Source organism: Aeromonas sp. EERV15 (assembly GCF_900079845.1).
GTDB classification, from domain to species: Bacteria; Pseudomonadota; Gammaproteobacteria; order Enterobacterales; family Aeromonadaceae; genus Aeromonas; species Aeromonas sobria.
Genome location: NZ_FKKY02000008.1, coordinates 161,119 through 174,772 on the forward strand (window position 1 = coordinate 161,119; position 13,654 = coordinate 174,772).

A 13,654-nucleotide genomic window follows, 5' to 3' on the forward strand; every position below is an offset into this window, starting at 1 on the left:
CATGAATTTATCATTCAAGACCGCCCTGTCGGGCGCAGCCCTGCTGTTTACTGCCGCCTTGGCGACCCCTGTCCAGGCAGAAGAAACATCAGCGACCCTGTCACAGATCGAGCAGAGCGGTACCCTGCGGGTCGGCATGTCCACCTTCGCCCCTTGGGCGATGCGCGACAAGCAGGGGGCCCTGATCGGTTTCGAGATTGACGTGGCCCGTCGCCTCGCTACAGATAACGGCTGGCAGGTAGAGTTCGTGCCTACCGCCTGGGATGGCATCATCCCCTCCCTGCTGGCGAAAAAGTATGACGTCATCATCGGCGGCCTCACCATCACCCCCGAGCGGGAGAAGAGCGTGCGCTTCACCCAGGCCTACTCCCACTCCGGGGTGCAGCTGGCCGCCTCCAGTACACAAGCCAAAGCGAAGAAAACCATCGCGGACTTCAACCAGCGCGGGGTGATCCTGGCGGTACGTCGTGGCGCCTCGCCAGTACAGGTGGCAAAAGAGCACTTCCCCAAGGCCACCCTGCGCCAGTTTGATGACGAGTCACAGGTATTTCAGGAGGTGCTGAACGGCCGCGCCCACGGCGCCCTCTCCTCTTCCCCGAAACCGGAGCAAGAGGCGCTGCGCCACCCGGATGCCCTCTTTATGCCGTTTGCCGAGCCGTTGGCACAAGGCGATGAAGGCTTTGCCCTGCGCAAAGGGGATGATGCGTTAGCGGAAGAGTTCAACGAGTGGATCGCCGCCCGTCAGGCCGATGGCTGGCTCAAGGCGCGCCATGACTACTGGTTCAAGTCATTGGCGTGGGAAGCGCAGGTCGCCAATCCCTGATGCTGATGGCCCTCAAACAGAGCATCCGGCGCATAGTCCGGGAGCCATTTCGACACATCAACTGGCTGGATGGGATGATCGCCCTGTTCCTGCTGCTGGCTGGCCTCTGGCTGGCCAGCCGCTTGCACATCGGGGTGGCCTATCAGTGGCGCTGGCATAAGGCCTTCGATCTGCTGTTCACCCCTGGTCCTCACGGCGAGTTGCCCTACTTTTTCAGCGGTCTGCTCACTACCTTGCGCATCGCCCTGCTCGGCATGGTGCTGGCGCTGCTGCTCGGCACTGCACTGGGGGTAGCCGCCTTCAGCCGCCGCCCCTGGCTGGTGATGCCCGCGACCCTGTTTATCCAGCTGATCCGCAATCTGCCGCCGCTGGTCTTTATCTTCATCTTCTACTTCTTTATCGCCAACCAGCTGCTGCCTGCAAGCGGCCTCTCCCGCTGGCTCGGCACCGTATCGCTCTCCCCGTGGCAAGAGGCGCTGTTTGGCCCACCTGTCCGCTGGGAAAACCTCATCTCAGGCACCCTCTGCGTTGGCATGATCAGCGCAGCCTTCGTCGCCGAGATCGTCCGCGCCGGGCTGGCCGCCATCCCCCGTGGCCAGTGGGAGGCGGCACAGAGCCTCGGGCTCTCTCCCTGGGTGCGGCTGCGCCATGTGATCCTGCCGCAGGCCATGCTGCTGATGTTGCCCCCCCTCACCGGTCAGCTCATTGCGCTGGTGAAGGATACCGCCATCGTTTCGCTTATCTCGGTGCAGGAGCTCACCTTCGTTGGCACCGAAATGGCCAACTCCAGCGGACTGGTCTACGAGATCTGGCTACTGGTGGCGGCGGCCTATTTATTAATATGTTTGAGTCTGTTCGTGCTGCTGAGCCGACTCGAAGCAAGACAAGGAGCCCACTGATGCTGACGTCCCTGTTGCTGGCGACCGTATTGCAAGCGGAAGCCATCGGCGGTTATGCCGCCGGTTGCCTGAAAAACGGCGTATCCCTGCCCCTCGAAGGGCCCGGTTATCAGGTGATCCGCACCAAGCGGCTGCGCTACTACGGCCACCCCGACCTTATCCACTATCTGCAGACGCTGGCCAACCAGACCCGCATGGCCGGGCTGCCGGATCTCTATATCGCCGATCTGGCGATGGCCCATGGCGGCCCCTTTACTTCCGGCCATCGCAGCCACCAGACCGGTCTCGATGCCGATATCTGGTTTCGCATGGCCAACCGCCCCATTAGCAAATGGGAGCAGGATGCTCCCAAGGAGTGGGCGCTGATCGACGAACCCAGCTACAAGATGTTGCCGGGGCGCTTTGGCCCGCAGCAGCTCACTCTGCTACGGCTGGCCGCCAGCAAACCCGATGTGGCCCGCATTTTTGTCAATCCGGTGATCAAGGCCGAAGTCTGCAAGCAAGCGGGCGATGAGCCCTGGGTCGCCAAGCTGCGCCCCTGGGTCGGCCACTTCAGCCACTTCCATGTGCGACTGCGCTGCCCGATTGGCAGCCCCGATTGCGAGCCCCAGGCCCCCATTCCGCCCGGCAACGGCTGCGGCGAGGAGCTCACCTCCTGGCTCAAAGACAAACCCCAACTGCCCAAGGTTTCCGGCATCAACAAGCGACCTGAACTACCTGCGCGTTGTGGCAACTGACTCCAAGCTGGTATGGTGGTGCGCTATTTGGTCGCGCATTGCCGACCCAGTGGTAGTGCTCTATCCGCTCGACATTTCAAAGGAGAACAACAAGATGGCCACATCACTCTGGCGCAAAACCACGCAGAGCCTGTTGACCCTGACCCTGCTGCTCGGCCTGACCGGCTGTGGCATGAACAACATTCCAACCCTGGATGAGCAGGTCAAGGCGAGCTGGGGACAGGTGGAGAACCAGTATCAGCGCCGCGCCGATCTCATCCCCAATCTGGTGGCCACCGTCAAGGGTTACGCCAGCCATGAGCAGGATACCCTCAAAGCGGTCACCGATGCCCGCGCCCGGGTCGGCAGCGTGCAGGTGAGCGATCCTGCCCAGCTCAAGGAGTTTGAAGCGGCGCAGAACCAGCTCTCCAGCGCCCTCTCCCGCCTGATGGTGGTGGTAGAGCGCTACCCAGACCTCAAGGCGGACCAACAGTTCCTGACCCTGCAGGCCCAGCTGGAAGGGACCGAAAACCGCATCTCGGTGGCCCGCCGCGACTATATCGAGGCGGTGCGTCAGTTCAATACCGAGATCCGCACCTTCCCCGGCGTCATCTGGTCCAAGTTGCTCTACTCGGATCTGGCAGCCAAACCCAGTTTCAGTGCCAAGCCCGGCGCCGATGAGGCACCCAAGGTCAGCTTCCAATGAAGATGATGCTGCGCTGGTTTCTTCCCTGTCTACTGCTCTGGACGGCGGCGCTGCAGGCCGCGCCGAACTTTCCGGCCTTGAGCGGACGGGTGGTGGATGAAGCGGCACTGATGTCCCGCAAACAGGCCCATCAGCTGACTCAGCAGCTGACCGCCTTTGAAAAACGCAGCGGTATCCAGCTGGTGGTGGTCTCCATCGACAGCCTCGATGGGGAAACCATCGAGGAGTATGGCTATCAGCTCGGCCGCCATTGGGGGATCGGCCAGAAGGGCAAGAACAACGGCGTGCTGCTGCTGATCGCCCAGGATGAACGCAAGGTGCGGATCGAGGTGGGATACGGGCTGGAGGGCGCCCTGCCCGACGCTATCGCCGCCAACATCATCCATGGTCGCATCCTGCCCGCCTTCAAGCGCGGCGATATGGTGGCCGGCATAATGGCGGGCAGCCAGAGCATCATGAAGGCGCTGGCCGGAGAGTATCAGCCGGTCGAACAACCAAAAGATGACAAGTCCGGCGGATTCTGGCTGTTTGTTCTGATGGTGATTGCGATGATCGTGCTCCATAACCTGCGCGGGGGCGGTGGTGGGTCCGGCAGACGCCGTCGGGCAGCCTACACGGCCGGCGGCTTTGGTGCCGGTTCCTCAGGAGGTAGTTTTGGTGGTGGCGGATTCAGCGGTGGTGGTGGCAGTTTTGGTGGCGGTGGTGCCTCCGGTGGCTGGTAACAGGAGTAAAGAGAAAAATCATGATTTCTAAACAGTTCTTCCACACGCTTCAGGCCAAGGTTCGCGAGGCGGAGCTAGAAACTGATGCCGAGCTGGTCACCGTGCTGGCACCTGCCAGCGATGGCTATCGCTACATTCCCACCCTCTGGGCAGCCTTGCTGGCCATGCTGACCCCACTGCTGGTGTTCCAGCTCGGTTTCTGGCTCGGCTGGTACGAGATCCTGCTGGTGCAGTGGTCAGTCTGGCTGCTGCTGAGCCTGCTGTTCCACTGGACGCCCATCAAGATGCGGCTGATCCCGAAGAAGGTCAGCCAGCACCGGGCAGCCCTGATGGCTCGGCTGCAATTTGTCGAGCAGGGGCTGCACCGCACCCGTGATCGGCTCGGAGTGCTGATCTTCGTCTCGGCCGCCGAGCACTATGTAGAAATACTGGTGGATGACGGCATCGCCCAGCATATCGACAATGGCCAGTGGCAGGAGATCATCGACGACTTCGTGGCGCGAGTGCGCAACAAGGAGATCGAACAAGGTTTTCTGGAGTGCGTGGCGCGCGTCAGCGCCATTTTGACCGATGCCTTCCCGGCCACCCGGGATCAAAATGAGCTGCCGGACAGTCTGATCATCCTCGACAAGCCCTGATCCGGTTTAAAAAACCGGCATTCTGCGCAAGGGTTAGGCATTCTGAAAAGATTATGAAAAATAAGGGGAAAAGAGGTTGACCCACACAGCCCTTTCCCCTAAATTACGCCCCGTTCCAGCGCAACAGCGCAGCGAACAACGTGTTGGCTGAACACGCTAAACCACAGACAAAAATTTGGTGAGGTGTCCGAGTGGCTGAAGGAGCACGCCTGGAAAGTGTGTATACGGCAACGTATCGAGGGTTCGAATCCCTCCCTCACCGCCAAATTTAAAAAACCGACCTCAGGGTCGGTTTTTTGCTTTCCGGCAAACGCAAACACCGATGCAGACAAGGGAGGGTGAGAACCCGCGCCGGGTTCGAGCAGAGCAGCTTGCTGCGATGAACGGCCAACGGCCGCCCTGAAGGAGTGAGCCACGCAGTGGCGAATCATCCACTCCCTCACCGCCACATTGCAAAAAGCCCTGATGGAAACATCAGGGCTTTTTGCTTGCCGGATTTCGGACACTCGCCCCCATCCAGACCTTGCTCTTGTGATTGACCAGCTCTGCAAATATTTCCTCCTGTCACAACACGGTGCAACAAGGTGATTACAAGGCAATCTCATTACCGCCACACACCACCCCTTGCGAACGCTGCCCAGCGCTCATTAATTGCTCGGCGATTGGATATCATTTTGAAAAACTGATACTTAAGTAGCTACACTAGCCCTTATCAATATTCAGGGACGTAGAAAAAATGAGCTTGATAGGCCTTGTCTTTGCACTGATCTGCATTCTTGGCGGAAACATCATAGAGGGCGGCCATCCCAGTGCGCTGCTCGATCTGCCCGCCTTTCTTATTGTGATTGGCGGTACCGTAGGTGCAGCACTGACCCAGTTCCCCTTCTCCGTGGTCGGTAAAACCGTCAAGCGCTTCAAATGGCTACTCTCCCCCCTCAAGCTCGACATGCTGGAGCAGGCACAGTTGCTGGAGACCATGGCAGGTAATGCCCGCCGCAGCGGTATGCTGGCCCTCGAAGGCATGGTCGAAGAGATCAAGGATCCCTTTTTGAAAAAAGGGGTACAGATGATGGTCGATGGCTATGAGAAGGCCAAGATCCACGAGGTGCTGGAAAACGAGATCGAATTTGAACAAGAGGATCTTGAACAGACGGTCAAATTCTATGAAGCCATGGGTGGCTACTGCCCAACCATGGGTATAGTCGGTGCAGTATTTGGTCTGATCCACGCCATGGGTCTGCTGGATGCACCGGACAAACTGGGTGGCGCCATCGCGGTGGCCTTTATCGCAACCATCTACGGGGTTGCCGCCGCTAACCTGATTTTTTTGCCGTTTGGCAACCGTTACAAAGGATTTGCCCACGAGATCCGCCACTACAAGGAGATGACCCTGACCGGCATCCTCTGCATCGTGGATGGCGAGTCACAGGCACGGCTGCAAGTATCCCTCGAACCATTTATCGGAGGCCATGGTGGCCAAAAAGAAAAAAGCTGAAGCACCGGAGAACCACGAACGTTGGCTGGTCTCCTATGCCGACTTCATGACCCTGCTGTTCGCCCTGTTTGTGGTGCTCTACTCCTTTGCCATGGCCAAGCAGTCAGAGACTCGGGTGCTTATCCAGGGCTTTATCGAGTCACTGGGCAAAATTGGCCTCATCTCCCCGCCTGCCGGTTCGCCAGTGATGCAGGGTGGCACAGGTATTCTCGAACCAGAATCAAAAACGAGCCCCAGCAGTTCGGAAAAAGAGACTGTGCTGGAGAAAGACGCTCCCATGGCGGCGTCGGATCCCTTCAACGAAACCATTGGTGCCTCGGAAAAACCGAGTGCCACCGAAGCTTGGCCCCACAAGACCAAAGAACAGGAGTGGGTGCAAGTGAGCAAGCAGAAGCTGGAGCAGCAACTCAAGGCGCAGATTGAATCCAAGGATCTCGAGGTCGAGCAGCTTGGCAGTCAGCTGGTGATCCGCATCGGTGAGAAGGCATTGTTCCCATCCGATTCAGCGTTCCTACAACCCCAGTTCGTGCCGCTGGTCCACAAGATCTCCGGCATCCTGGCCGACATCCCGGGACAGGTGGTGGTGACCGGCCATACCGATGACTCACAGGCGCCGGTGGAGCTCTACCGCAACAACTGGGAACTCTCGGTGCTGCGGGCCTCTTCCATCGTGCAGACCATGCTGACCAATCCCCAGCTAGATGCCAGACGAGTCATCGCTCAGGGTGTTGCCGACACCCAACCCCGTTTTGCCAATGACACCCCCGAACATCGCCAGGCGAACCGCCGGGTCGATATAACCCTCTCTCAAGGCAAGGCGGCAGAAGAGTCGCTGCAACTGCTCAAGCCCTGACCCTCCCACTCCCGCCTCGCGCGGGAGTCTCCTTTAAAAATAAATAACTCAATAATATCAACACCATAAGATCTTAATGATAATGATTTCTATTTATTGTCAAGTGGTCAGGCCTCTGCAATAATGCCGCCCTCAGGCTTAAATAAAAACAATTATCATTATGAACAAACTGCTTCAGGCATGGCCGGCACTCCTGTGTGCCTCCGCTGGCGCGGCCGATCTTCCCCCTGTGGAGAAGACTCGCAGCGACGACACCATCATTGTCACCGGGCAACGGGTACAACAGAAACTCTCCGATGTCTCCGGCTCCATCACCGTCATCACCCAGGAAGAGCTGGACCGTCAGGTCGCCAGCGAGCTGACCCATGTGTTTCGCAAGATCCCCGGTGTCTCGGTCACCGGCTCTGCCGGGCGACCGCAAAACATCAGCGTGCGCGGCATCGGTGGCAACCGTATCCTGCTGATCAAGGATGGGGTGCGCGTCAGTGACGGCTTTGGCGCCGACAACATCAATGACAAGGTGGGTCGCTTCAACTTCGATCTCGATGACATCAAACAGATTGAGGTGGCCAAGGGGGCCGGCTCCTCCCTGCATGGCTCCGATGCCATCGGCGGTACCGTGGTGATGAATACCAAGCAGCCGGAAGATTATCTGCAACAGCAAGATAGCTATCTGGCGGCCAAGACCCTCTACGGTGGCGACAGCAACAAGAAGAAGCTCAGCATGACCGGTGCGGTACGGGCACTGGAGAGCGAACATCTCTTGCGCCTCTCCGGCTGGCGTGGCAACGAAACCGCCAACTTTGAGGAGAACCGCATTCCGGCTGATTTGGATGGCATGAGTGCCTCCACCAGCAGCCGCCTCCCCCTCAATGCCCATCACGCTCTGCGGCTGGAGCTGGACTACTACGAGGATCACGCCAAACGCCAGATGGGGCCCAAAGCGGTGCCCCAACCCGATGGCAGCTGGGACGTGGTCGGTTTTCAGGAAGATGGCGATCAGCGCACCCAGGGCGGCAAGTTCAGCTGGGAAGCCAGCGATCTGGGCATGATCGATACCCTCAACTGGAGCCTGTTTGGCAACCAGTCACGCAACGAAGCCAACCAGCGCCAGCTGCTGCGCAACGATGCCCTGAGCGGCTATCCCAGATATCGCAGCCAGCGCACCCTCTCCACATTCGAGGAGCTGCGCCTTGGCAGTGAGCTGGAGCTGCAGAGCAAGCTGAGCACCGGCTCGCTGGATCACACCTTCAGCTACGGTGTGGAGCTGGAGCAGGCCAACCACGAGCGGCCGGTCAGCAATCTGACCCTGGAAGATGGCATCACCACCCAGGGACAGAAAACCCCCTTCAGCAAGGCCGAGACCCGCCGCGATGGCATCTGGCTGAGCGATGTGATCGATCTGGGCAACTGGCAGTTTACCCCGACCCTGCGCTTTGACCGCCAGCGCCTGCGCGCACCGGACAGCAATCTGGCCGAGAACCACAGCGACCACATCTCCCCCAGTGTGGCGGCCAGTTACCGCTTCAACGAGACATGGCGCAGCTGGCTCAGCTATGCCAACGGCTTCCGCGCCCCCGCTTATGATCAGGTTTACGGCAACATTCCCCACTACTTTGCCATGCCGCCATTCGAGATCATTGCCAACCCCAACCTCAAGGAGGAGACCAGCCACAGTCTGGAGTGGGGAGTGAATGGCCAAAGCGACAACTGGAGCGTCAAACCGGCCGTTTTCTACAACCGCTACTACAACTTCATCGACTGGCGCCAGACCGGTTTTCGCCTCGATGACGGTGTCTTCCTGCGCCAATATCGCAACGTTGCCAAAGCAGAAACCTGGGGCGCCGAGCTGGCCGCCAGCCTCTGGCTGAGCGACGAGTGGGAGCTTTCGACCAATCTGGCCTGGATGGATGGCAAGGATCACCGCGGTGAGCCGCTGCGCACCCAGACACCGCTGGAAGGCAACACCACCCTGCGCTGGCAGCAGCTTAACTTGGGGGTTGAGCTCAGTGGCAACTATGCCGCCGCCATGACCAAGGTGCCCCAGTGCGCCAATGCGCAGACTGGCTACAACGGTGCCTGCCAGAGCAGCGCAGGCTGGTTCAGCCTGGACCTCACCGGCGACTGGCAGATCACCGAGGCGCTCAAGGTCAATGCCACCATCGGCAACCTGCTCGATACCCGCTATGTCCGCTATCAGGATGTGGCCGGACTTCCGGCTGGCAGCGATACCTCCCTCTACAGCCAGAGCGGCCGCTACCTGTCAGCCAGCCTCAGCTACCGTTTCGTGGGGATGTGATGAAGCATCATGCAATCATGGCGGCCCTGTTGGCCGCCCCGTTGGCGTGGGCGCAAGAGGCCCTGCCACCGCCGATCCCATCCCAATCGCACCTGATTTCAGGCAATCCCGTACGCCAGGATCCCTACTTCTGGTTGCGGGACGAGAGCCGTAGCAACCCGGCCATTCTCGCCCTGCTCAAGCAGCAAAATCGCTGGAGCGAGCAGCAACTCGCCGCGCAGCAGCCGCTGGAAGCAACCTTGCGCGCCGAATTTGCCCGTCATCCGGCGGGTGAACCCGTACCGGACAACTGGCTTGTCCGCGGCGATCAGGCATGGCAGCTGCGCCCGGATGGCTCACTCTGGCAACGCCACGGGGGCAAGGTGCAGCAGCGGCTTCCCGCCAGAGCGGTTGAGGGCTATTACGAAGCGGGCGGCTGGGCCCTGAGCCCGGATAACCGCACGCTGGCCATCGCCGAAGACAGGCGCGGCGATCTCGACTATCAGGTCACCCTGCTCGATCTCCAAAGCGGCAAGGCGCTGGCCAGTTTGGCACAGCGCAGCGCTGATCTCGCCTGGTCACAAGATGGTCGCACCCTCTACACCATCGCCAACGAGCGCTACACCCTGCGCCCCTGGCAGCTGCGCGGCTGGCAGGATGGCCAGGAGCAGACTCTCTATGAGGAGCAGGATCCCGCCTGGCTGCTCAGCCTCTATCGCACCACGGATGGCCAGCATCTGGTGTTGCAGGGCAACAACCACGATAGCTCGGAGCAGTACCTGCTCGACTCGGGCAAGCCGCAGCGGGTCAAACCCCGCCAGCGCGGGGTGGAATACTATCTGGACAGCCAATCCGGCTGGGTGATCAAGAGCAACCGGGAGGGCGCATTTGCCCTCTATTCAGCCAACACGCCGCTCGGTGAGTGGCAGCGCCTGTGGCCCGCCAAAGGGGAAGATCTCGGCGATCCCGACAAGTGGCGGCTGTTTGATCGCCATCTGGTGGTGCAGTTTCGCCAGCAGGGGGAGGATTGGCTCGCCCTGCTCGATCGCCACGGCCATGAACGCCGGCACCTGCCGCTGGCCAGTGGCGCGGGTACCGGCTGGCTGCAAGGAGAACATGACCCGGCCAGCGACCGCATTCTGGTGCGTAGTCAGGGCTTGAGCCAGCCCCCAGGCCAGCGCTGGCTGGATTTGAATAACGGTCAGTGGAGCAACGACCAGCACACCGGTGACGACAAGGCATTGCCCTATCAGAGCGAGCGGCGCTGGGTCACCTCTGCCGATGGCACCCGGGTGCCTGTCTCGCTGGTGTGGCGCAAAGATCTGGCTCCCCGCGCCGTGCTGCTCTACGGCTATGGCGCCTATGGCACGCCGATGCGCCCCTACTACCAGAAAGAGCTGCTGAGCCTGCTGGATCGGGGCTTTGTCTACGCCATCGCCCATGTGCGCGGCGGCGGCATGCTGGGGGAGCAGTGGACCCGCGACGGGCGGGGCATCCACAAGCAGAACGGCATCAGCGACTTTATCGCTGCCGGTAACACCCTGCGCCACTGGTCGCCCGACGTCCCCCCTCTGCCCCTGTTTGCCATGGGTGGCAGCGCCGGAGGCACCCTGGTCGCTGCGGCCCTCAACCAGCAACCGACGCTCTTTAGCGGCGCCGTGTTGCAGGTTCCCTTCGTCGATATGCTCGGCACCATGAGCGATCCCGCCCTCCCCTTGACCCGTCAGGAGTATCAGGAGTGGGGCAATCCCTCCCAGCCCGCAGAGTATCAGGCTATGCGCCGCATCAGCCCCTACGACAACCTGCACCGCGCCCCCTACCCGCCCCTGCTGGTAACTACCGCCCTGCACGATAGCCAGGTTCCCTACTGGGAACCGGTCAAGTGGCTGGCCCGCCTGCGGGAGCACAGCACGGGCTCCGGCCCCTACCTGCTGTTGACCGAACTGGAGGGTGGCCACCGCGCCGGTGGTGGCGATCGGGCTCGTGAATTTGCCTTCTTGTTGCATCTGGCGGGGATCAATCAATGACCCTGCCGCTGATTGGGAGTACCACTATGAAACCCCTGTTGCCCGCCCTCTTGCTGGGGCTGGCTGGCTTTTCCACTCAGGCCGCCGAACTGCGTTTTGTCGAACAGGACGCCCCGGCCGATCCCCGCCTCTGGCTCGAACAGCAGCTCGGCGTCACCCTGAGTGATGCCCCGGCCTATCAGCGCCAAGGCAAGCTGGGCCACTATCTGCATTATCGTCAGCAGCTCAATGGCGCACCGATCGCCGGCCTGATGGCCGCCGTCAGTCTCGATGAGCAGGGTCGCCCGTGGCGCCTTTATCACAATACCCGACTGATGCAGGCACAGGCGACGCCATGTGATGAAGCAAGCCGCGCCGGGGTGGATGCCTATACCGCCACGCTGGATGGTACTGTGTGGCAATTCGCTGGCAGTGACGAAGCCCAGCCTTGGTACTGGCAGGATGGCGACACCCTGACTGCGGCCTGGCGTCTGCTGGCGGTGGAAAGCCAGCCGGGCAACAGCAAGAGCAGCCACTGGCAACTGTTTGTCACCTGCGATGGCAGCGCCCTGCTGGGACGCACGCTGCAAGAGGCCAACACCCGTGCCGAAGCGGCCCCGCTGGCAGGGGAAGCGGCCACGGTGCAAGCCCGCATCTTTGCCCTCGATCCCCGCACCCAGCTGCAAGATGGCAACCTGCTGTGGCGCCATGATCTGGTGCTGGACAACGGTGCCTATCGCACCGTCCCGCTCACGGTACAAAAGGTGGATGACACCTACCTGCTGAGCGGCCCTCGCGCCCGGGTCGTGGATGGCACGGCGCCGGCAACCGTTCCCTTTAGCAGCCCTGATGTCGATGGCTTCCAGCTGGATCACCAGCAGCCCGCCTTCCTTGATATCAATGGCTACTACCATCTGGATCTGGCCCAGCGCCATGTGGAATCTCTTGGCTACCCAACGCTGATGGGCGGCCCCCTGGCCATCGATACCGATGCTGGGGAGCAGGACAACTCTCTCTATGACCCCTTCCTGCGCCGGTTGGAGATTGGCCGGATCGGGGTGCCCGATGCCGAAGATCCCATGGTGATCTGGCACGAGTTTGGCCATGCGGTGCAGCACCATATCCTGCCCGACATGGGAGACGAGGGTGACTGGGGCGCCATCGGCGAGGGCTTTAGCGACTATCTGGCCGCCAGCTGGCGCCAGCGCAGCCCCGAAGCTCGCCAGTTTGAGCCTTTCATGGTCTTCAACTGGGATGCCAGGATCAGCGGCCGGACGCCGCGTCAGCTCGATGACCTGCGAGCGCGCTATCACCCGGGCTTCCTCTATCCGGCTCACCTCACCATCAACGGCAGCAACGGTGACCAGCTATGGGGCACCCCGCTCTTCACCGCGCTGCGCCAGGCCGTTGAACAGTATGGCGAGGTAGCCCGTGACGAGTTCGATGCCCTGCTGATTGAATCCCACTTCGGCCTCGGCCCGCAGATGCGGATGCCCCAGCTGGCGCGGGTCACCGTGGATACCGCCAACCGCCTCTATCCGGATCGCAGCTACGGCAAGCTGCTGGAGCAGGCCTTCCGCCACCACGCCCTGCTGCCCACTCCCATCGCGGCCCGTCTCGCCGATGACAGCTACCTGCTGCCCGGGGAGAAAAAGAGCCTCGCCATCGAATTGACCAACCAGAGCGGCCGCCCCCTGACCGTGGCTGACGCCAGCGTGCTACCGACCAAGGGGATCATGGGTGACGGTCACTGGCAGGGAGAGCTCAAAGCCAATGGCACCGCCCGCTGGACCCTGCCGCTGGAAGCGGCGAGCAACCTGACCTGTGGCGAGACAGTCACCTTGCCGCTGCAGTTCCAGCTCACCCTGCCCAGCCCCACCGAGCGCCAGACCCGCCTTGACCTGCAACTGCCGATTGGTGAACCGCTCTGGCAGCGGGCCATCGGCCAGGGTGGCCAGATCAAGGATGCGGTGAGCAATGAACGGCACGGCCTGTCCCGTTTTACTCTCACCCTGCCCGAGAGCAAGGCCCGCATCGACAGCGGATTCGTGGTCGCCCTCGATCTGGAGCACAGCAAGCTGGAGCAGTTGGAGATCTGGCTCACCTCCCCTTACGGCACCCGGATCAGTCTGTGGAACAAGGGCTACGCCAGCCATACCCGGCTCAAGGGGGAGTTCCCCCGTGAACTGGTACCGTTCGAATCGCTGGATAAGCTCCACGGCGAACCGCTCGCTGGCCGCTGGCTGCTGGAGATCAACGATACCAGCGCCGGTGACACCGGTCAGTTGCGCAACTGGCGTGTCGCCCAGCAAGTCGGCGCCCGCTGCGACAAGGATGAAGCCCTGCCCAACACCGGCATCATTCCCCTTGAGCAGGATGAAGGGGGTGGCGGCACGACTTCCCCCCTGCTGCTGTTGCTGGCCCTCTGGCCCCGCCTCTGGCGCCGGAGCACCCCGCGCCGTTGAACCCTGTACCACGGGGGGTAACCGCCCCCGTGAACCTGTGACCGAATCAAGGA

General features: G+C 61.3%; 11 protein-coding genes, 1 tRNA gene and 1 other RNA gene. All 13 read left to right on the top strand.

Translation table 11 applies throughout. The features are described 5' to 3' along the window. Position 1: 1 nt before the first annotated feature. The 13 genes from BN4575_RS09115 (at position 2) to BN4575_RS09175 (ending at position 13,601) form a co-directional block, all read left to right on the top strand. Positions 2-823, top strand: coding sequence for a transporter substrate-binding domain-containing protein (locus BN4575_RS09115; RefSeq protein WP_068977947.1), 822 nt, complete (start codon positions 2-4; stop codon positions 821-823). After that, positions 823-1,722 carry an amino acid ABC transporter permease gene (locus BN4575_RS09120; protein ID WP_068977948.1) on the top strand — a complete coding sequence of 300 codons (900 nt, stop codon included), beginning with the start codon at positions 823-825 and terminating at the stop codon, positions 1,720-1,722. The genes BN4575_RS09115 and BN4575_RS09120 overlap by 1 nt, the downstream gene beginning before the upstream one ends. Continuing rightward, positions 1,722-2,459 carry a penicillin-insensitive murein endopeptidase gene (gene mepA / locus BN4575_RS09125; RefSeq protein WP_068977949.1) on the top strand — a complete coding sequence of 246 codons (738 nt, stop codon included), beginning with the start codon at positions 1,722-1,724 and terminating at the stop codon, positions 2,457-2,459. Before BN4575_RS09120 ends, mepA begins: the two co-directional genes overlap by 1 nt. A 94-nt stretch (positions 2,460-2,553) precedes the next feature. Then, entirely contained in the window at positions 2,554-3,144 is a 591-nt protein-coding gene (locus BN4575_RS09130) for a LemA family protein (RefSeq protein WP_042019098.1), read from the top strand. Continuing rightward, complete coding sequence (locus tag BN4575_RS09135; RefSeq protein WP_068977950.1) at positions 3,141-3,866, top strand: TPM domain-containing protein; 726 nt, start codon at positions 3,141-3,143, stop codon at positions 3,864-3,866. Before BN4575_RS09130 ends, BN4575_RS09135 begins: the two co-directional genes overlap by 4 nt. Positions 3,867-3,886: 20 nt before the next feature. Further along, positions 3,887-4,504 carry a TPM domain-containing protein gene (locus BN4575_RS09140; RefSeq protein WP_042019095.1) on the top strand — a complete coding sequence of 206 codons (618 nt, stop codon included), beginning with the start codon at positions 3,887-3,889 and terminating at the stop codon, positions 4,502-4,504. A gap of 177 nt (positions 4,505-4,681) precedes the next feature. Beyond that, a tRNA-Ser gene (locus BN4575_RS09145) sits at positions 4,682-4,769 on the top strand. A gap of 53 nt (positions 4,770-4,822) precedes the next feature. Next, positions 4,823-4,952: non-coding RNA, RtT sRNA (locus BN4575_RS09150), on the top strand. A gap of 288 nt (positions 4,953-5,240) precedes the next feature. Beyond that, positions 5,241-5,999, top strand: coding sequence for a flagellar motor protein (locus BN4575_RS09155; protein ID WP_068977951.1), 759 nt, complete (start codon positions 5,241-5,243; stop codon positions 5,997-5,999). Beyond that, entirely contained in the window at positions 5,974-6,852 is an 879-nt protein-coding gene (locus tag BN4575_RS09160) for a flagellar motor protein MotB (RefSeq protein ID WP_068977952.1), read from the top strand. Before BN4575_RS09155 ends, BN4575_RS09160 begins: the two co-directional genes overlap by 26 nt. Positions 6,853-7,012: 160 nt before the next feature. Then, on the top strand, positions 7,013-9,151 hold the full coding sequence (locus BN4575_RS09165; protein WP_068977953.1) for a TonB-dependent hemoglobin/transferrin/lactoferrin family receptor: 2,139 nt from the start codon (positions 7,013-7,015) through the stop codon (positions 9,149-9,151). Continuing rightward, positions 9,151-11,157 carry a prolyl oligopeptidase family serine peptidase gene (locus BN4575_RS09170; protein WP_068977954.1) on the top strand — a complete coding sequence of 669 codons (2,007 nt, stop codon included), beginning with the start codon at positions 9,151-9,153 and terminating at the stop codon, positions 11,155-11,157. Before BN4575_RS09165 ends, BN4575_RS09170 begins: the two co-directional genes overlap by 1 nt. Beyond that, a complete protein-coding gene (locus tag BN4575_RS09175; protein WP_083221021.1) occupies positions 11,154-13,601 on the top strand; it encodes a proprotein convertase P-domain-containing protein in 2,448 nt (815 codons plus the stop codon). The genes BN4575_RS09170 and BN4575_RS09175 overlap by 4 nt, the downstream gene beginning before the upstream one ends. Positions 13,602-13,654: the final 53 nt, after the last annotated feature.